This window comes from Actinomadura sp. J1-007, assembly GCF_009793335.1.
In the GTDB taxonomy this organism is placed as follows: domain Bacteria; phylum Actinomycetota; class Actinomycetes; order Streptosporangiales; family Streptosporangiaceae; genus Spirillospora; species Spirillospora yumaensis.
The window spans coordinates 525,201-543,603 of the sequence record NZ_WING01000002.1 but is presented as its reverse complement, the minus strand read 5'-3'; the positions used below and the strand labels follow the sequence as shown (position 1 = coordinate 543,603).

The window sequence follows — 18,403 nt, the reverse complement described above, 5'->3', positions numbered from 1 at the left end:
TGCTCGCTCTCAGATCTGGATGCAGACGTTGACGGGCTCGGAGAAGAAGTCCAGGGAGTACTCTCCGCCTTCGCGGCCGATGCCGGAAGCCTTGACGCCGCCGAACGGCGTGCGCAGGTCGCGCAGGTTCCAGCAGTTCACCCAGACGATCCCGGTCTCGATCCGCGGCGCGACGCGGTGCGCGCGGGACAGGTCGCGGGTCCAGACGGTGGAGGCGAGGCCGTACGGGCTGTCGTTGGCGAGCCGCAGCGCCTCGTCCTCGGTGTCGAACGGCGCGACGTGGCAGATCGGGCCGAACACCTCCTCGCGGACGGTGCGGGCGGTCTCGGGCAGCCCGGTGATGACGGTCGGCTCGACGTGGAAGCCGCCGTCGCGCTCGTCTCCGAACGACGGCGCGCCGCCCCCGGCGACGAACGTGGCGCCCTCCTCGCGGGCCAGCCGGTAGTACGAGAGCACCTTGTCGCGGTGCTGCGCGGAGATCATCGGCCCGTACCCGTCGAGCGCGCGGGCCCGTTCTCCGAGGCGGGACACGAACTCCTCGAACACCGGGCGCTCGACGTAGACGCGCTCGGTGCACAGGCAGATCTGCCCGGAATGGGTGAACGACGACCGGACCGTCCCCTCGACGGCCGCGTCCAGGTCGGCGTCGGCGAAGACGAGCGCGGGGTTCTTGCCGCCCAGCTCGAACGACACGGGCGTGACGTGGTCGGCGGCGTTGCGCATGATCGCCGCGCCGGTGGCGGACTCGCCGGTGAACGCGATGGCGTCCACGCCCGGGTGGCCGGTGAGGAACTCCCCGGCGGCGTCCGCGCCGTGCCCGTGGACGAGGTTGAACGCCCCGGCCGGGAGCCCCGCCGCGTCGATGACCTGGGCGAGGAGCGTCGCGGTGGAGGGGGTCTCCTCGGACGGCTTGGCGACCACCGCGTTCCCGGCGGCGAGGGCCGGGGCGACCTTCCAGGTCAGCAGGAGCAGCGGCAGGTTCCACGGGGAGATGATCGCGACGACGCCGAGCGGGCGGCGGACGGTGTAGTTGAGCGCCTGCCCGGTGCCGGTGCTCCAGCCCGGGATCTGCGTGGTGTAGGCCCGTTCGGGGCGGGCGTAGAGCAGGTCGGCGTACGCGCGGAAGTTGCCGATCGCGCGCGGGATGTCGACGGTGGCCGCCAGCTCGCGGGGCTTGCCGGTGTCGGCGGCCTCGGCGTCCACGAACTCCTCGAACCGCTCCTGGATCCCGTCGGCGATCCGCCGGAGGGCGGCGGCGCGCTCCTCGGCGGGCGTCGCGCCCCAGGGCCCGGCGAGCGCGGCCCGCGCGGCGGCCACCGCGTCGTCCACGACCTCGCGGGTGGCCTCGGGGACGGACCCCGCCTCCGCGCCGTCGACGGGCGTGATCAGCGGGAACGTGGGGCCGTCCGCCCGGAAGACCCCGCCGACGTAGTGCTCCGCCTTCATCCCGTTGCCTCCATCGCCTGCTCGGTTCGGACACTGAGATCATCCGCCCGCACAGCTATGCCTGACAAATACCCTTTGCCACGTCTGACATCACCGTTCGGTGATAGCGGGAGGGCCGCACCCTGGCATGACCGTTCGGTACGTCCGGCGGCGCGAGCTATGACGGGACTGTGATACTAAGGCGGTATGCGCGCGATCGACCTGCTCAACGGGCGGCTCAAGCTGCGGCACCTGGTCCTGGTGGTGGCCATCGCCGACCACGGGAGCGTGCTGCGCGCCGCCGAGCACCTGCACCTCGCCCAGCCCGCCGTGACCCGCAGCCTGCGCGAGGTCGAGCACATCCTCGGCGTGGAGCTGTTCACCCGCGGGCCGCGCGGGGTGACGCCCACGCTGTTCGGCGACGCGTTCGTCGAGCACGCGCGGGCCGTCCTCGCCGAGCTGCGCCGCGCGGGCGAGCGGATCACCGGCCTCGCGGACGGCGACGTCGGCACGGTCACGATCGGCACGCTGCTCGCCGGGTCCAACGTCCTGCTGCCGCGCGCGATCGCCACGCTCAAGCGGAGCCGGCCGGGCATCACCGTGGTCGTCCAGGAGGCCACGTTCGACGCGCAGGTCCCGCGCCTGCTCGACGGCGAGATCGACCTGATCCTCGGCCGCCTCAACCCGATCGAGGACGTGCGCGGGCTGCGCCAGATCACCCTCTACAGCGAGCCCGTACGGCTCGTCGCGCGGCTCGGGCACCCGGCCCGGTCCCGCGCGGGCCTGACGCTGGAGGACCTGCTCGACTACCCGTGGGTGCTGCCGCTGGAGCAGACGGCCCTGCGGCGCGAGCTGGAGCAGATGTTCACCGGCGCGGGCCTCGTCCCCCCGGCGAACCTGGTCGAGTGCACCTCGGTGCTCACGGTCCGCACGCTCGTGCGCGACACCGACATGATCGCGGCGCTGCCGGAGCTGGTCGCCCGGACCGACGCGGAGATCGCGCCGCTGCCGGTCGGGCTGGAGGCCGTCCGGCGGCAGGTCGGCGTGACGCTCCCGGCCCAGCGCTCGCTCACCCCGTCCGCCCGGCTCATGCTCGACCACCTGCGCCAGCGCGCCGCCGAGATCTACGACCTGGTGGACGACCCCGCCGGCGCATGACCGCGCCGCGCCCCCTGCGCTCGCGGGGGCGCGGGCGGGCGCGGGCGCTCGCCTCAGAGGGCGCGGATCAGAGGGCGCGGATCAGGGCCAGCAGGGCGCGGCTCGCCGAGGTGTCCGGGTCGCCGAGGTCGAGAACGACGTCGAAGTGGTCGCGGCCCTCGACCGCGAGCAGCTCCCCGTTCCCCCAGTGCGCCTGGAAGCGGCGCGACTGGTCGAGGAACCCGAGGCCGTCGTGCTCGGGGCTGACGAACACGGCGGGGACGCGCCGCGAGGCGGGCAGCAGCGCCGGGCTGAGCGCGGCGGCGCGCGGCACGTCCAGGTGGACGTACTGGTTGACGTACACGCGGGTCAGCGGGCGCAGGTCGAACAGCCCGCTCATCGGCAGCGCGGCCTTCACCACGTCGGCGGGCAGCCCGAGGCCGGCCTGCCACCCGTCCACCATGGTCATGCCGGTGAGGTGGCCGCCGGCCGAGCTGCCGCCGACCACGATGCGGTCGGGGTCGAGGCCGTGCTCGCGGCCGTGCCGGTACACCCACGCGACCGACGCGCGCACCTGGCGGACGATCTCCTCCAGCGTCGCCTCCGGCGCGAGCGTGTAGTCGGGGACGACGGTCGCGACGCCCTCGGCGTGCAGCATCCGCGCCATGTTCGCCGAGTCGTGCCGCGACAGCGCCATCCAGTAGCCGCCGTGGATCCAGACGAACGCGGGCCGCGGGCCGGAGCCGTCCGCCCCCACACGTCGAGGCGCTCGCCGCTCGCCTCGTCGTAGACGACGCCGGGACGGCCGGGCAGCCCGTCGACCGCCGCGTCCGACTCGGCGCGGTAGCGCTCCATGTGCCGCGCGAACAGGTCGGGCCCGGCCTTGCGCCGCACGTTGTAGGCGACGTCGAGCTCCTCGTCCGACAGCTCCCGGCCCGGCCAGTCGTCCAGGCCCGCCGGGACGCCGGGCGCTCCGCCGGGCCCGCCGCCCGGGGTCACCGGTCGGCCTTCGCGGCGAACTCCGTGATCAGGTCGGCGACCGCGCGCGGGGACTCCAGGGTCGGGAAGTGCGTCTCCCCGTCGATCCAGTGCGGCTCGAACCACGGGTGCTCGGCGGCGAAGTCGCGCTGCGCGGCGCGGTAGGACTCCACCAGCGGCTGGGAGAACAGGTGCGCGATCGGCCGCGGCTCCTTGATCTCGGCCATCCGCTCCAGCGGCGAGCCGTGCGTGGCGTACGCGTCCTCGATCACCCGGCACGACAGCCGCCACAGCTCCGGGTCGAACTTCGCCATCTCCTCTTCGAGGTGGTGCTTGACGGGCGGGCAGTCGGCCATCGCGAGCCAGATGTCGAACAGCCCCTGCCGCCCCTCGCGCCACCGCTCCGGGTCGTACCCGAGGCGCAGCCCGGCGAGGAACGCCGGCTCGGCCCGCAGCACCAGCCAGTCGATCACCGCGGTGCGCGGGACCCGGGCGGCGCCGAGCCGGTCGGTGATCTCCAGGTTGGCCCAGCCGCCGTGCGAGGTCGAGACCGGGACGACCCGCTCCACGCCGAGGTGGTCGAGCAGGGCGATCGTGTCGTCGGCCATCTCCCGGACGCCGAACTCGCCGTCCAGCGTCCGGTCGGAGCCGTGCGAGCGCCAGTCGGCGCGGATCACCCGGTGGTGCTCGGCCAGCAGCGGCAGCACCGGGTCGAACAGCCGGTGGTCCTGGCACCAGCCGCTCAGCAGCAGCAGGTCCGGGGCGCCGGCGGGCCCGGAGCCCGTGATGTCGTAGTCGATGTTGCGGCCGTCGATCACTGCGGTCTTCATGTGTGCGTACCCTCCTGGTCCCGGTCAGCCTCCCGCCGCGAGGGCATACCGATCAAATACCGAACCGGCGGCGTGGCATCACGAGCGCGCTATAGCGGAGGCGCGCGGAGCGGGAGCGCTATACCCGTTCCGCTATCCCCCGGCGGAGAAGCGGCATTACCGCGCCGTCCCCGCGAGCCCCACGATATGCCGGACACGGACCCGTACCCCGAGGAGGCATCCCCATGAGCGTCGCCCGCACCGTCGTGACCGGCGGCCACGTGATCAGCATGGACGGCGCGCTGGGCGATCTGCCCGGGGCGCGGTGCTGATCGAGGACGACCGGATCGCGGCCGTGGCCCGGGACGCCGAGGAGTTCGCGGGCGTGGACGCCGAACGGATCGACGCGGCCGGCGGGTTCGTGCTGCCCGGCATGGTGGACAGCCACCGGCACACCTGGATGGCGCTGCTGCGCGCGGTGTCGGCCGACATGTCGCTGCCGCAGTTCCTCGCGTCCACCTTCTACGGGACGGGCTCGGTCCTCCAGGCCGCCGACCTCGGCACCGCCTCCCTCGTCGGGGCGCTGGAGGCGCTCGACGCCGGGGTCACGACGATCATGGACTGCTGCGACTGCGTCAACACGCCCGCGCACGCGGACGCCGCCGTGGAGGCGCTCGCGGAGGCCGGGATCCGCGCCGTCTACGCGTACGGGATGCAGAAGTACGACTTCAGCCCGCCCGGCTTCGCCGCGCACGCCGACCGGATCGCGGACGCCCGGCGGCTGCGCGCGGGGGCGCTGTCGTCCGACGGCGGGCTGGTCCGGATGGGGATGCTGCTCAGCGACTTCGGCACGGTGCCGTTCGCCGACACCGCCGCCGAGGTCCGCGCCGCCCGCGACCTCGGCGTCCTGGTCGCCTCGCACACGGCCGCCGCCACGACCTCGATCCTGCTCAAGGGCCTGCGCGAGATGGACGACCACGGGCTGCTGCTGCCCGGCCACGTCCACATCCACTGCCCCGCGCTGGACGGCCAGGAGTGGCGGATGCTCGCCGACACCGGCGCCAAGGTCACCATCGCGCCGGAGACCGAGATGCAGATGGGCATGGGGCATCCGCCGTTCCGCGCCGCGATCGACGCGGGGATCGCGCCGGGCGTCAGCACCGACATCGTCTGCGTCGGGTCCGGCGACCTGTTCTCGCAGATGCGGCTCGGGCTCCAGACGCAGCGGATGCTCGACAACGACCGCGTGCACGCGACCGGGACCATGCCCTGGACGATCGGCCTCAGCACCCGCGACGCGCTCGCCTGGGGCACCGTGAACGGCGCGGACGTCCTCGGCCTCGGCGACCGGATCGGCTCGCTGACCCCCGGCAAAAAGGCGGACGTGATCGTGGTGCGCCCGCGGCTCGGGCTCGTCCCGTCCAGCCACCCGGTCGGCTCGGTGGTGCTCCAGTCCACGGCCGCCGACGTGGACACGGTCCTGGTGGACGGCGTGGTCCGCAAGCGCGACGGGCGCCTCGTCGGCGTCGACCTCGCCGCGGTCCGCGACCGCGCCCACGCGTCCCTCGCCCGCATCCAGGAGGCCACCGCCGCGCTCCCCCGGCACGAGCCGGAGGAGATCGCCGCCTGGTTCGGCCAGGCGGAGCGCATGGCCACCCGCAACTTCGGCGCCGCCTACGCCGACGGCCTCCCCGGCTGACCCTGGGCCCGTCAGCGGGGCGCTCGGGGCTCGTTCCAGAGCGGGGTGCCCGTCTCGTGGACGCCGCCGTCCGCGCCGAAGACCAGGTAGCGGTCGAAGGCCGCGGCGAACCAGCGGTCGTGCGTGACCGCGAGCACCGTGCCCTCGTACGACTCCAGGCCCTGCTGGAGGGCCTCGGCGCTGGCGAGGTCGAGGTTGTCGGTCGGCTCGTCCAGCAGGAGCAGGGTCGCGCCCGACAGCTCCAGCAGCAGGATCTGCAACCGCGCCTGCTGCCCGCCCGACAGCGTCTCGAACGGGCGGGAGCCGGCGGGCGCGAGCTCGTAGCGCGCCAGCGCCGCCATCGCGTCGTTGCGCGTGAGGGCGTGCTCCGCCATGACGATCTCGGCCGGGGCGCGCCCGTGCAGGTCGGGCCGCGTGTGCGTCTGGACGAAGTGCCCGGGACGACCCGCGCGCCCAGCCGGAACGTCCCCGCGTACGGGACGTCCGCGCCCGCGAGCAGCCGCAGGAACGTCGACTTGCCCGACCCGTTCGCCCCGAGCACCGCGACGCGCTCGCCGTACAGGACCTCCGTGCCGAACGGCCGCGTCAGGCCGGTCAGCTCCAGGTCCTCGCACCTGAGCGCCCGCTTACCGGTCCGGCCGCCGGTGAGCCGCATCCGGACGTTCTGCTCCTTCGGGCGGCGCGCGGCGGGCCCGCCTCCTCGAACCGCGCGAGCCGCGTCCGCGCCGCCTGGTAGGACGAGGCGACCGCGTCGTTGCCCGCGGCCCGCCGCCGCAGGGTGTCGGCGACCCGCCGCAGCCGCGCGTGCTCCTCGTCCCACCGCCGCTTGCGCTCGCGGAGCCGGTCGGTGCGCTCACGCCGCGCCCGCGCGTACCCGGCGAACCCTCCCCGTGCACCCACACGTCGCGGGACTCGACGGTCACGATCCGGTCGGCGACGTCCGCGACGAGCCTGCGGTCGTGCGAGACGAGCAGGACGGTCTTGGCCGCGGCGGTCAGCCGTTCGGCGAGCCACTCCTTGCCCGGAACGTCCAGGTAGTTGTCGGGCTCGTCCAGGAGCCGGACCTCGTCGGGGCCCCTCAGCAGCGCCTCCAGGACGACGCGCTTCTGCTCGCCGCCCGACAGCGTCCCCACGCCGCGCGCCGCGGCCGTGTCGAACGGCAGGCCGAGCGCCGCCGTCGTGCAGGTGTCCCAGACGACCTCCATCTCGTAGCCGCCCGCGTCGCCGTAGTCGGCGATGGCCTGCGCGTACGCGAGCTGGCTGCGCTCCCCGTCGTCCAGCGCCGCCTCGGCGCGCGCCAGTTCGGCCGCGGCCTCGCGCACGCGCGCGGGGGCGACCGACAGCAGCAGGTCGTGGACGGTCCGCCCGTCCCGCACGCCGCCGATGAACTGCCGCATGAAGCCGAGCCCGCCGCCGCTCACCACGGTCCCCGGGCGGGCGCGAGATCGCCCGCGACGAGCCTGAGCAGCGTGGTCTTCCCCGCCCCGTTCGGGCCGACGAGGGCCCCTTGGCGCCCTCCCCGATGCGGAACGAGACGTCGTCCAGCAGGGGCCGCCCGTCGGGCAGCGCATAGGTCAGCCGGCTGACCTCGACATGTCCCACCAACGCTCCTCGTACGGTGTTCGAGTTACTGGACCGACGATCCGGTACACGCCCAACGTACTAGACTCCGGCGGCATGACCGAGAGCGTCTGGCTGCGAACGGCCCGCCCGCGCCGCGAGGGCCCGCCGATGAGCCGCGAGCGGATCGCCGCGGAGGCGGTGGCGCTGCTGGACGAGGAGGGCGCCGCCCGCCTCACGATGCGGCGCCTCGCCGAACGGCTCGGCACGGGCTCCACCACGCTCTACTGGCACGTCAGGACCAAGGACGACGTGCTCGACCTGGCCCTCGACACGATCTTCGGCGAGGTCGAGTTGCCCGAGGCCGCGGACTGGCGGGCGGACGTGACGGCCCTGATCGGCGGCTGGCGGGCGGCGATGCTGCGCCATCCGTGGTCGGCGTCCGTGCTCGGGCGTCCCCTGCTCGGGCCGAACGTGCTGGCGCGCACGGAGTTCCTGCACGCCGCGCTGGTCTCCGCCGGGTTCGCCGGACAGCCCCTCGTGACGGCGGCGTACGCGCTGGCCAACTACGTGATCGGGTCGGCGCTGATGCAGGTCAGCTCCGCCGGGGAGGACGAGGCGGCCGTCCGCGAGGCGGCCGACGCGCACCTGGCCGCCCACCGCGACCGCTACCCGAGCCTCGCCGCCCACGGCCACGTCAGCGGCAACGACTGGGACGCCGCGTTCGCGCAGGGCCTCGCCTGCCTGCTGGACGGCCTCGCGCCGCTCGCGGGCCCTCCCGGGACGGCGGGCGCGGCGGGCGCGGCGGGGCGGCGGGCGCGGCGGGGCCTCCGGGCCCTCCCGGGGCGGCGGGGACGGTCAGGAGTTGAGGTAGGCGAGCACGGCGAGGACGCGGCGGTGGCCGCTGTCGCTCGGGGCAGGCCGAGCTTCAGGAAGACGCTGCCGATGTGCTTGCTGACCGACCGCTCGGTGATCACCAGCGTGGAGGCGATCGTCGCGTTGTCGAGGCCCTGGGCCATCAGCGCCAGCACCTCCCGCTCGCGCGGGGTGAGGGCCTGGAGGGGGTCGCGGCGGGCCGTCATGAGCTGCGCGACGACCTCGGGGTCCAGGGCGGTGCCGCCCGCGGCGACGCGCTCCAGGGCGTCGAGGAACTCGCCGACCCGGCTGACCCGGTCCTTGAGCAGGTAGCCGACGCCCTCCGCGCCGCCCGCGAGCAGCTCGGCGGCGTAGGTCTCCTCGACGTACTGCGACAGCACGAGGACGGGCAGGCCGGGCAGCGCCTTGCGGGCCCCGATCGCCGCGCGCAGCCCCTCGTCGCGGAAGCCGGGCGGGAGCCGGACGTCGAGGACGGCCACGTCGGGCCGGTGCTCCAGCAGCGCCGGGAGCACCTCGGGGCCGGTGCCCGCGACGGCGACGACCTCGTGGCCGTCGGTGCTGAGCAGCAGCACCAGGCCCTCGCGGAGCAGGACGTTGTCCTCGGCGATCACGATCCGCATGGCAGTTCCACGTCGAGGGCCGTGCCTTTCCCGTCGGGGCTGTCGATCCGGGTGACGCCGTCGAGCGCGGCGACGCGGCGGCGGATGCCCGCCAGGCCGCTGCCGCGCGCCGGGTCGGCGCCGCCCTTCCCATCGTCCCGCACGGTGATCTCCAGGCGCGAATCGCCTCGGCGGACGCGGACCAGGGCGTGCCGCGCGCCGCTGTGCTTGGCGACGTTCGTCAGCGCCTCGGCCACCACGAAGTAGGCGGCGGCCTCGACGGCGGCGGGGACGTCGCGGGTGTCCTCGGCGACGTCCAGGTCGATCGGGATCGGCTGGCCCGAGGACAGGGCGCGCAGCGCGCCCGGCAGCCCCCGGTCGGACAGGATCGGCGGGTAGATGCCGCGGATCACCGTCCGGAGCTGGGTCAGGGCCTCCTCGACGCCGTCGCGGGCGTCCAGGAACAGCGCCCGCGCCGCGTCCGGGTCGGCGTCGAACCTGCGGTCGGCGAGGCCGAGCCGCAGCGCGACGGCCACGAGCTGGGCCTGCGTGCCGTCGTGCAGGTCGCGCTCGATGCGGCGCAGTTCGGCGCCGTGCGCCTCCAGCGCCCCGGCCCGGGTCTCGGCGAGCTGCTCGACCCGTTCGGTCAGGCTGCTGCGGCGGGTCGGGCGCAGCAGGACCTCCGCGAGGCGCCGCTGCCCGCGCGCGAACGCCGGGACCGCCCACCAGAGCAGGGCCGCCTCCAGGGCCGCCTGGACGAACGGCAGCGTCAGCGCCTTCGGCCAGCTGTCGAGCACGACGAACGCCGACTGCGAGCCGTCCGGCGCGGCCCACCACCACAGCGGCAGCGACAGCGAGAACGCCAGCGCGGGCCACAGCGCGACGGCCATCACCGCCGCGATCAGGCCCGTGAGGCCGTGCACGGTCATCCAGGCGGCGTCCCGGAAGGTGGACATCGACCTCAGCAGCCGCATCGACTGCTCGACCGCGGTCCCGCGCGGGGGCTCGTACGGCCGGGGGATCTCCCGCCCGAGCGCCGCTCCCGCGCGCCGCCGCTCGCTGTTGGCGAGCGCCCGCAGCGGCCGGACGATCTCCGGCAGCCACGGGAGCGTGACCAGCAGGAGCGCGGCGAGGACGGCGAGGGGCAGCAGGCAGAGCCCGGCCAGTGCGGGCAGCGCCGTGCGCAGGCCGCCGACCAGGTAGCGCGTGGCGTCCCTGCTGCGTTCCAGTCCGTGTCTCATATCTCCTCGCGCTCACCGTATGCGAGCGCCCGGATCCCGCACCGGGGCGGGCCCCCGGGCCCGTGGTGTAGCGGGCTACACCCCCGATTCGGGAGGGCGCGCCCATGTGCCGGGACCCGCCCGAAACCTAGGTTCGTCCAGGTGAACGGGCTTTCCACGGAGGGGACATGACGATGCTGACGGCCGAGGCGACCACGTACGCGGTGCGCCTGGAGTCGGTCACGAAGACGTACGGGCCGGTGACGGCGCTCGACGGGGTCACCTGGCCGTTCCCGCGCGGCGGGTTCACCGCCGTGATGGGGCCGTCGGGGTCGGGCAAGAGCACGTTCCTGCACTGCGCGTCCGGGCTCGACCGGCCGACCTCCGGGACGGTGCGGATCGGGGAGACCGACATCGGGCGGCTGTCGGAGGCCAAGCGGACGCGCCTGCGGCGGGAGCGCATCGGGTTCGTGTTCCAGTCGTTCAACCTGGTCCCCTCCATGGACGTCGAGCAGAACATCACGCTGCCGCTCCAGCTCGGCGGGACGCGGGCGGACCCGGCCTGGCTGGACGAGGTGGTGCGGCGGGTCGGGCTCGGCGACCGGCTCGGGCACCGCCCGTCGGAGCTGTCGGGCGGGCAGCAGCAGCGCGCGGCCCTCGCCCGCGCGCTGGTGACGCGGCCCGAGGTCGTCTTCGCGGACGAGCCGACGGGCGCCCTGGACCCGCGGACGGCGCGCGAGGTGCTGCGCCTGCTCCGCGAGACGGTCGACGAGACGGGGCAGACCGTGGTCCTGGTGACGCACGACCCGGCCGCCGCCGCGTGGGCCGACTCGGTGCTGTTCCTGGACCGGGGCCGGATCGTGGAAGAGCTGGCGTCCCCGTCCGCCGCGTCCGTCGCGGCCCGCTGGGAGTCCCTGTGAAGCGCGCGGAGAAGCGCGCGGAGAAGCGCGCCGCGAAGGCCGCCGCGAAGGCGGAGAAGCGTGCGGAGAAGAGCGCCGTGAAGGCGGGGAAGGCGGGAAAGGCCGGGAAGAGGTCGGTGCGGGGCCCGCTCGGAGCGGGGAAGGGCGCGTACGTCGGAGCGTTCGTGGCGCTGGTGTTCGCGACCGTCCTCGTGGGCGCGTGCGGGGTGCTCGTGGAGTCCGCGCTGCGGGCGCACGCCCCGGTCGAGCGGTACGGCGCGGCCAAGGCGGTCGTGACGGGGCCGCAGAAGATCGAGCGCGTGATGAAGCGTCCCGGGTCGGACCCGGAGAAGCAGAGCAGGCCGCTGACCGAGCCCGCGCGCCTGCCGGTGTCGGCGGCGGAGCGGCTGCGGGCCGTGCCCGGCGTGCGCGCGGTCGTCCCGGACGTGTCGTTCCCCGTGGTGGCCGGCGCCGGGCGGGTGCTGGACGGGCACGGCTGGGACTCCGCGGCCCTCCGCCCGTCCAGGCTGAGCGCGGGACGGGCCCCGCAGGCGCCCGGCGAGGTCGCGCTCGACGCGCGCGCGGGGGTGGAGGCCGGGGCGGTCGTCCGCCTCCAGATCGGGGACGTCCCGCGCCCGTACCGGGTGACGGGCCTGGTCGCGCCCGGCGGGCCTCCGGCGGCGTACTTCGCGCCGCAGGCCGCCGCCGCGCTCAGCGGCCACCCGGGGCAGGCCGACGCGCTCGCCGTCCTCGCGGACGGGAAGGTCGACACCGGGGCGCTGCGGAAGGCCGCGCCCGCCGGGGCGACGGTCGCGACCGGGGACGCGCGGGGCGACGTCGAGGACCGTTCGGTGGCGGCGGCCCGCCCGGACCTCCTGGACGTGGGGGCGGCGTTCGCCGCGATCTCCGTGCTGGTGATGCTCGTGGTGGTCAGCGGGCTGATCGCCCTGTCGGTGCGGGAGCGGGCGCGCGTGTTCGCGCTGCTGCGGGCGGTGGGCGCGACGCCGGGGCAGGTGCGCCGGACGGTCGTCCGCGAGACGTTCCGGATCGCGCTGCCCGCCGCGCTGCTCGGCGCGCCGCTGTCGCTCGCCGCCGGCGCGCTGATGTACGGGCTGATGCGGCACGAGGGCGCGGTACCGGACGGGTTCGGGCTCGCGCTCAGCCCGCTGCCCGCCCTCGCCGGGTTCGCCGCGACGCTCCTCGCCGGGACGGCGAGCGCGTTCCTCGCCTCGCTCCGCCTCACCCGGATCAGGCCCGTCGAGGCGCTCGGCGAGGCGGCCGCCGAGCCGGCCGCGCTGCCCCGCTGGCGGACGATCACGGGCGCGGTGTTCCTCGTCCTCGGGCTGAACGCGCTCGGGTTCTCCACGACCGCCACCGGACCCGCGGCGACGACCTCGGTCGGCGGCCTGGTGATCGCGCTGATCGTGGCGACGGCGCTGCTCGGCCCGCTGATCGCCCGGTTCGGGACGCGGGTCCTCGGCGGCGCGGCGCGCCGGGTGTCGCCGGTGGCGGGACGGCTCGCGGTGCACGGCGCGGCGGCCGCCGCGCTGCGGGCCGGGTCGATCATCACGCCGGTCGCGCTCGCCGTGGCGTTCGCCGGGACGCAGCTCTTCGCGCAGTCCACGGTCGTCCACACGACGAAGGCCCAGGCGGCGGACGGGAACCGCGCCGACCGGGTGCTGGTCTCGGCCGGGCCCGGCGTCCCGGCGGGGGCGGCGGACGCGGCGCGGGCCCTGCCCGGCGTGACCGCCGCGACGGCCGTCAAGAACACGACGGTCGTGATGACCGTGAAGGAGCTGGGCGACAGGAACCTGCGGTCCCTGACCGCCCGGGGCGTGTCGCCCGACGCCGAACGGACCATGGACCCGAAGGTGTCGTCCGGGCGCCTCGCAGACCTGCGCGGCCGGGCCGTCGCGCTCAGCCGGGACGTCGCGAGCGGTCTGCACGTCGGGTCCGTCAAGACGATGTGGCTCGGCGACGGGACCCGGATCGAGCCCCGCGTGGTCGCGATCTACGACCGGGGCCTCGGGTTCGGCGACCTGCTGCTGCCGCACGACCTGGTGGCCGCGCACGCGGCGTCGCCGCTGGACGACCACGTGCTCGTCCGGGGCAGGGCGGACCTGTCGCCGGTCGCGGCGCGCTACGCGGGCGTGCGGGCGGCGGGCCCGGACGAGCTCGGCGCGCGGCTGTCCGAGCAGCTCCGCCTCCAGGGCGTGGTGAACTACGTGGTCGTCGCGGCGATCGCCGGGTTCGTCCTCATCGGCGTCGTCACCACCCTGGCCCTCGCGACGGCCGCGCGGCGGCGCGAGTTCGCGCTGCTGCGCCTGGTCGGGGCGACGCGGCGGCAGGTGATGCGGATGCTGCGGCTGGAGGCCGCGATCGTCCTCGGGACGGGCATCGCGACCGGCGTCCTCATCGCGGCCGTCACCCTCCTGGCGCTCGCGACGGCCGTGAGCGGGCTGCCGCTGCCGACCGTTCCGCCGCTCATGTGCGCTGCCCTGCTGCTCGTGGTGGCCGCGTCCGGCGCGGCGGCCGTCCTCGTGCCGGCGCGGTCCCTGCTGCGCGGCGCCGCGAACGCGGACGGCCAGTGAACGCCCGCCGCTGACCGCCCGCCGCCGAGCACCCGCCGCCGAACGCCCGCCGCGCCGAGTGCGCTGGTCGGCGGCGGGCGCCGGGGCGTCCGGACCGCTCGCGCCCGCCCGGACCGGCGACCGAACCTGGCGGCCGGTCCCCCAGGCGCCCCCGACGCCGTTACCATCTCGGAGTGCCAAGATCCCGTTGGCACGATCTGTACCGGAACGGCGTGAAATGGATGACCTGGACCTCCGGCGGCACCTGCCGGGCGACCTCTCCCAGCTGTTCGCCGACGACGCCGTCGGGCGGGCGCTGTCGGTGACGCTGCCCGCCGGGGACGTCGTGTGGCCCGACCCCGGCTACCCGCAGCGGCAGCTCCTCATGCGGCCGGCGTTCTGGGTGAGCGACGAGCCCGTCACCGCCGACCTGTGGCCCCGCGTGCGCGCCGAGCACGAGGCGTCGGGCCTGTGGCCGCTGCTCCTGGACGACTCCGACCAGCCCTGGGCCGCCGGGCAGGTCGCGCCCGAGCCGGTCGCCGACGTCGACAACTACGCGCCCGCCGCGTTCATGTACGAGGTGTGGGCCGACTGGGCCGACCAGGCCGACGAGGAGGAGCACGAGGACCTCGCCCCGTACGGGCGGCACTGCCCCGGCCCCGCCGCCCCCGGCGTGCCGGTGGACGACCCCGGGGCCATGGCCGACCGGCACGCCCGGCACCTCGCCTCCCGCGGCCTGTCCCTCGGCCTGTCGGCCGTGGACCGCGGCGCCGACGCCCTCGCCGCCGTCGGCTGGCAGGGCGCCCTCAACCACAACGAGTGGACCGCTCCCCTCGCGGCGGTCGTCCGGAGCTGGGAGGACCGCTTCGGCGCCCGCGTCGTCGGCCTCGGCTTCAACACCCTCGACCTGAGCGTCGCCGCCCCGCCGGTCACGACCCGCCACGCCGTCCACGTCGCCGCGGAGCACTGGGCGTTCTGCCCGACATCCTCTTCCAGGGCCCCGGCACCCTCGCCGGCTACGCCGAGGAGATCCGCGGCAAAACCTCCTGGTCGTTCTGGTGGGACTGACCGTCCCGCCGGGCCCCGCCCGCCGCGCCTGACCGCGCGCTCAGGCCGCGCCGTCCTCGCAGCGCAGGATCCGGGCCGCCAGATGGGCGGTGAGCGCCCCGATCTCCTCGGGCGAGCTCGGCCCCTCCGGGCGGTACCAGCGGCACACGTCGATGGCGAGGGAGGCGAGCGCGCGGCTCGTCCCCGCGACGTCGGCCACGTCGAACGCCCCGGCGGCGACGCCCGCCTGCACCTCGTCGTGGAGCAGGGCGCGGACGCGGCGGCGCAGGGCCGCGATCCGGCGGGCGTGCTCGTCCTCCAGCGCGCCGAGCTCGTTCTGGATGACGCGGGCGGCGCGGTGGTGGCGGGCGTGCCAGCGGGCGAACGCGTACATCAGGGCCCGGACGCGCCGCGCGTGCCCCGGCACGCCCTCGACCGACCCGCGCAGCGCCTCCAGCACCGACTCGTGCACGAGCAGCGCGATGCGGAACAGCAGGTCGGCCTTGGTGCGGTAGTGCACGTACAGCGCGCCGGCGCTCATCCCCGCGCCCGCCGCGATGTGCCGGGTGGAGGTGCCGTGGTAGCCGAGCTCGGCGAACGACTCGACGGCGGCGGCCAGCAGCCGCCGGGACGCCTCGGGCGTCACCGCGGACCAGATCTCGTCGCTGGGGCTCACCCGACGATGGTAAGCGATCGCTCAGTAGACTGGCCGCCGAATCGCCCGAACCAGGAGGAGTCCACCATGCGCCGTACCGTCTTCGAACCCGACCACGAGCTGTTCAGGGAGTCCGTACGGCAGTTCGTGCAGCGCACCCTGGTCCCGCTCGACGAGGACATCCGCGCTGAGCGAATGCTCAGGCGCGAGGTGTGGCTGGAGGCGGGCCGCCAGGGCCTGCTCGGCATGCAGGTGCCAGAGGAGCACGGCGGGCAGGGCGCGGGCGACTTCCGGTTCAACGCGGTGATCGGCGAGGAGTTGGCGCGGGTCGCGGCGGCGTACAACTCGATCGTCAGCATCCACATCGATATCTGCGCCCCGTACCTGCTGGAGCTGGCCACCGAGGAGGCCGGGAAGCGGTGGCTGCCGGGCTTCTGCACGGGCGAGCTGGTCACCGCGATCGGCATGACCGAGCCGTCCGGCGGCTCGGACCTCGCGGCGCTGAGGACCACCGCCGTCCGCGACGGCGACTCCTGGGTGATCAACGGCTCGAAGACGTTCATCACCAACGGCGGCCACGCCGACCTGGTCATCGTGGCCGCCAAGACCGACCCCGAGCGCGGCGCGAAGGGCATCTCGCTGTTCGGCGTCGAGGCCGGGACGCCCGGGTTCACCCGCGGCGCCAAGCTCGACAAGGTCGGCCAGCCCGAGGCCGACACCTCCGAGCTGTTCTTCGAGAACGTCCGCGTCCCCGCCTCCCACCTGATCGGCGAACTGGACCGGGGCTTCGTCCACATGATGGAGCGGCTCCCCCAGGAGCGGCTGTCGTGCGCGATCGCCAACGTGGCGCACGCGCGCGGCGTCCTGGAGGAGACGGTCGACTACGTCAAGGAGCGCACGGCGTTCGGGCGGCCGATCGGCGCGTTCCAGCACAACAAGTTCCTGGTCGCCGAGCTGATCACCAAGCTGGACGTGGCGCAGGCGTTCGTCGACCAGTGCCTGGCCGCGCACGTCGCGGGCGAGCTGACCGCGGTGGACGCCTCCAAGGCCAAGTGGTGGTCCTCCGACGTCCAGAACGAGGTCATCGACGGCTGCGTGCAGCTGTTCGGCGGCTACGGCTACATGCGCGAGTACCGCGTCGCCCGCGCCTGGATGGACGCCCGCGTCACCAGGATCTGGGCCGGCTCCAACGAGATCATGAAGGAGATCATCGGCCGCGACGCCGGGCTCTGACCCGCCGGGCCGCACTTCCCGGATGCGCGGCGGGCTGTCTACGATGCGACGCAGGACACGTGATCGGTGGCGAGCCCCTCCTCGCCGCGGCCCGGCATTGTGACCGGCACGGCGAAAGGACCGGAGGCCAGGTGCGAAAGCGTGGGTCGGCGACGGCGGGGGCGGCGCGCGGCGCGGGGCGGGCACGGCGGGTGAGCGGGACGCTGCCGGTCGTGGTCGGGGCGGCGGTCGCCCTCACCCTGGCCGCCGACGTGGCACTGCTCGTCAGCGGCCGGGTCGGCGGCGACGGCGGCGAACGGCACGGCACGGGCGACCTGGTCTCGGTCGCCGGCGGGGCCGCGCCGGGGCCGCCGCCCGTGGCGCCGCTGACCAGGCGCCTCACCCCCGACCTGCTGATCGCCGGGACGGGCACGCTGCCGCCGGAGGCGGTGGCGAAGGCCCGGCGGCTGAAGGGCGTCACCGGCGTGGCGGTCGTGGACGCCGCCCGCGCGCAGGTCGCGGGCCGCCGGGTCGGGCTGCTCGGCGTGGACCCCTCCACGTTCCGGGCGTTCGCGCCGCGGCAGACCGCCGAGTCCGACCAGCTCTGGCAGACGGTCGCGACGGGCGGCCTCGCCGTGTCGTTCGGGCTGAGCCAGGACGGGTCGCTGCCGCTCGGGCAGGTCGTCCCGGCGGGCAGCACCGCGAAGCCCGGCCAGGTCAGGGTCGGCGCGTACGCCTCGATGGGCATCGGCGACGTCGACGCGGTCGTGTCGCGGGCGCAGGCCCGCACGCTCGGGATGCCGGACGGCAACGGCCTGGTGCTGAGCGCGCCGAAGGCCGACGCCAAGAAGCTCGCCAAGCGGCTCAAGGGCATCCTGCCGCGCGGGACGAAGGTCGCCCGGCTCGGCGGCGCGTCGTCCGGCACGCCCTCGAAGGCGAAGGCGCCGAAGCAGCCGCCGCGGGTGACCGGGCGTCCGGACGGCGTCGGCGGGGCCCGCTCCCCGATCACCGGCAACATGATGACGCCGACCATGCGGAACGTGGTGATGGCGGTCGACGGGATGTTCGGGCCGTTCCCGGCCATCGGCTGCTACCGCGGCAGCGGCGACCCGCAGGACCACGGCGACGGCCGGGCCTGCGACTTCATGGAGAGCACCGGCGGGGCGATGCCGAGCGCGAGCGCGCGGCGGCACGGCGACCAGGTCGCGCAGTACGCCATCAGCAACGCGCGGCGCCTCGGCATCTCGTACGTGATCTGGCGCCAGCACATCTGGAACATCCGCTTCCCCGGCTGGCGGCCGATGGAGGACCGGGGCAGCATCACCCAGAACCACTACGACCACGTGCACATCTCCGTGCTGCGCTGACCCGCGCCCGCCTCAGCGCATGATCGCGGTGAGGACGTCCGACCCCAGCGACAGCACCAGCTGCGGGTGCAGGCGGTGGTAGATCATGCGGCCCTCCCGGCGGGAGGTGACCAGGCCGACCTGGCGCAGGCGCTTCAGATGGCGGGAGACCTGCGGTTCGGAGACCCCCATCCGCTTCGCCAGCTCGGACGTGGTGATCGGCTCGCCGAGCAGGTGCCGGCACATCTCGAACCGGCCGGGCTCGGCGATCGCCGCCAGCCGGTCGCGGATCAGGGACTGGGGGACGCCGGGGCGCTGCTCCCAGTCCCCCGCGATGAAGTGCACGACGAGCGGCAGATCGGTCTCGTCCA

At 75.2% G+C, this 18,403-nt stretch carries 13 protein-coding genes and 5 pseudogenes; 9 read left to right on the top strand and 9 right to left on the bottom strand.

What is annotated here, in order from left to right; translation table 11 throughout:
• Positions 1-9: 9 nt before the first annotated feature.
• Complete coding sequence (locus GEV43_RS36455; protein WP_160825299.1) at positions 10-1,446, bottom strand: 2-hydroxymuconic semialdehyde dehydrogenase; 1,437 nt, start codon at positions 1,444-1,446, stop codon at positions 10-12.
• Positions 1,447-1,632: 186 nt separating this feature from the next.
• Between GEV43_RS36455 and GEV43_RS36450 the strand changes: the two genes are divergently transcribed.
• Complete coding sequence (locus GEV43_RS36450) at positions 1,633-2,583, top strand: LysR substrate-binding domain-containing protein (RefSeq protein ID WP_160825298.1); 951 nt, start codon at positions 1,633-1,635, stop codon at positions 2,581-2,583.
• A 67-nt stretch (positions 2,584-2,650) separates the two neighbouring features.
• On the opposite strand, the gene GEV43_RS36445 is transcribed toward GEV43_RS36450, so the two are convergent.
• Positions 2,651-3,319 carry an alpha/beta hydrolase gene (locus tag GEV43_RS36445; protein ID WP_206681560.1) on the bottom strand — a complete coding sequence of 223 codons (669 nt, stop codon included), beginning with the start codon at positions 3,317-3,319 and terminating at the stop codon, positions 2,651-2,653.
• 238 nt (positions 3,320-3,557) lie between these two features.
• Complete coding sequence (locus GEV43_RS36440; RefSeq protein WP_160825297.1) at positions 3,558-4,370, bottom strand: alpha/beta fold hydrolase; 813 nt, start codon at positions 4,368-4,370, stop codon at positions 3,558-3,560.
• Here GEV43_RS36440 and GEV43_RS36435 point away from each other — a divergent pair.
• Entirely contained in the window at positions 4,339-6,048 is a 1,710-nt protein-coding gene (locus GEV43_RS36435; protein WP_309240124.1) for an amidohydrolase family protein, read from the top strand. The genes GEV43_RS36440 and GEV43_RS36435 overlap by 32 nt on opposite strands.
• An 11-nt stretch (positions 6,049-6,059) precedes the next feature.
• Here the strand turns inward: GEV43_RS36435 and GEV43_RS36430 are convergent.
• Positions 6,060-7,650, bottom strand: a pseudogene (locus tag GEV43_RS36430) (ABC-F family ATP-binding cassette domain-containing protein).
• On the opposite strand from GEV43_RS36430, the pseudogene GEV43_RS55465 reads away from it, so the two are divergent.
• Positions 7,642-7,869, top strand: a pseudogene (locus GEV43_RS55465) (hypothetical protein); the annotation flags it as partial. The pseudogenes GEV43_RS36430 and GEV43_RS55465 sit on opposite strands and share 9 nt — an antisense overlap.
• Positions 7,870-7,892: 23 nt before the next feature.
• Here the strand turns inward: GEV43_RS55465 and GEV43_RS55460 are convergent.
• Positions 7,893-8,096, bottom strand: a complete 204-nt coding sequence (locus tag GEV43_RS55460; RefSeq protein WP_309240123.1) for a hypothetical protein — start codon at positions 8,094-8,096, stop codon at positions 7,893-7,895.
• On the opposite strand from GEV43_RS55460, the pseudogene GEV43_RS55455 reads away from it, so the two are divergent.
• Positions 8,026-8,310: pseudogene (locus GEV43_RS55455) on the top strand (TetR/AcrR family transcriptional regulator C-terminal domain-containing protein); the annotation flags it as partial. The gene GEV43_RS55460 and the pseudogene GEV43_RS55455 sit on opposite strands and share 71 nt — an antisense overlap.
• A gap of 156 nt (positions 8,311-8,466) precedes the next feature.
• Here the strand turns inward: GEV43_RS55455 and GEV43_RS36420 are convergent.
• Both GEV43_RS36420 and GEV43_RS36415 read right to left on the bottom strand, forming a co-directional pair.
• Positions 8,467-9,104 (bottom strand): annotated as a pseudogene (locus GEV43_RS36420) (LuxR C-terminal-related transcriptional regulator).
• A complete protein-coding gene (locus GEV43_RS36415; RefSeq protein ID WP_160825295.1) occupies positions 9,092-10,324 on the bottom strand; it encodes a sensor histidine kinase in 1,233 nt (410 codons plus the stop codon). Before GEV43_RS36415 ends, GEV43_RS36420 begins: the two are co-directional and overlap by 13 nt.
• A 167-nt stretch (positions 10,325-10,491) precedes the next feature.
• Between GEV43_RS36415 and GEV43_RS36410 the strand changes: the two genes are divergently transcribed.
• From GEV43_RS36410 to GEV43_RS55450, 3 genes and pseudogenes are all read left to right on the top strand, one after another.
• Positions 10,492-11,223 carry an ABC transporter ATP-binding protein gene (locus GEV43_RS36410; RefSeq protein WP_206681559.1) on the top strand — a complete coding sequence of 244 codons (732 nt, stop codon included), beginning with the start codon at positions 10,492-10,494 and terminating at the stop codon, positions 11,221-11,223.
• Positions 11,220-13,793 (top strand): ABC transporter permease, encoded by a 2,574-nt coding sequence (locus tag GEV43_RS36405; protein ID WP_160825294.1) that lies wholly within the window; start codon positions 11,220-11,222, stop codon positions 13,791-13,793. The genes GEV43_RS36410 and GEV43_RS36405 overlap by 4 nt, the downstream gene beginning before the upstream one ends.
• Positions 13,794-14,010: 217 nt before the next feature.
• Positions 14,011-14,840 (top strand): annotated as a pseudogene (locus GEV43_RS55450) (DUF4253 domain-containing protein).
• A 40-nt stretch (positions 14,841-14,880) separates the two neighbouring features.
• Here the strand turns inward: GEV43_RS55450 and GEV43_RS36395 are convergent.
• On the bottom strand, positions 14,881-15,495 hold the full coding sequence (locus GEV43_RS36395) for a TetR/AcrR family transcriptional regulator (RefSeq protein ID WP_309240233.1): 615 nt from the start codon (positions 15,493-15,495) through the stop codon (positions 14,881-14,883).
• Between the two features lie 66 nt (positions 15,496-15,561).
• On the opposite strand from GEV43_RS36395, the gene GEV43_RS36390 reads away from it, so the two are divergent.
• A complete protein-coding gene (locus GEV43_RS36390) occupies positions 15,562-16,707 on the top strand; it encodes an acyl-CoA dehydrogenase family protein (protein WP_160826037.1) in 1,146 nt (381 codons plus the stop codon).
• A gap of 131 nt (positions 16,708-16,838) precedes the next feature.
• Positions 16,839-18,053, top strand: a complete 1,215-nt coding sequence (locus tag GEV43_RS36385; RefSeq protein WP_309240122.1) for a hypothetical protein — start codon at positions 16,839-16,841, stop codon at positions 18,051-18,053.
• 12 nt (positions 18,054-18,065) lie between these two features.
• Here the strand turns inward: GEV43_RS36385 and GEV43_RS52065 are convergent, their stop codons facing one another.
• Complete coding sequence (locus GEV43_RS52065) at positions 18,066-18,377, bottom strand: metalloregulator ArsR/SmtB family transcription factor (protein WP_309240232.1); 312 nt, start codon at positions 18,375-18,377, stop codon at positions 18,066-18,068.
• Positions 18,378-18,403 lie beyond the last annotated feature (26 nt).

Coding starts and splice junctions, on each gene's coding strand:
- GEV43_RS36455 (WP_160825299.1), bottom strand. CDS start 1,446: ATGAAGGCGGAGCACTACGTCGGCGGGGTCTTCCGGGCGGACGGCCCC.
- GEV43_RS36450 (WP_160825298.1), top strand. CDS start 1,633: ATGCGCGCGATCGACCTGCTCAACGGGCGGCTCAAGCTGCGGCACCTG.
- GEV43_RS36435 (WP_309240124.1), top strand. CDS start 4,339: ATGTTGCGGCCGTCGATCACTGCGGTCTTCATGTGTGCGTACCCTCCT.
- GEV43_RS36440 (WP_160825297.1), bottom strand. CDS start 4,370: ATGAAGACCGCAGTGATCGACGGCCGCAACATCGACTACGACATCACG.
- GEV43_RS36415 (WP_160825295.1), bottom strand. CDS start 10,324: ATGAGACACGGACTGGAACGCAGCAGGGACGCCACGCGCTACCTGGTC.
- GEV43_RS36410 (WP_206681559.1), top strand. CDS start 10,492: ATGACGATGCTGACGGCCGAGGCGACCACGTACGCGGTGCGCCTGGAG.
- GEV43_RS36390 (WP_160826037.1), top strand. CDS start 15,562: ATGCGCCGTACCGTCTTCGAACCCGACCACGAGCTGTTCAGGGAGTCC.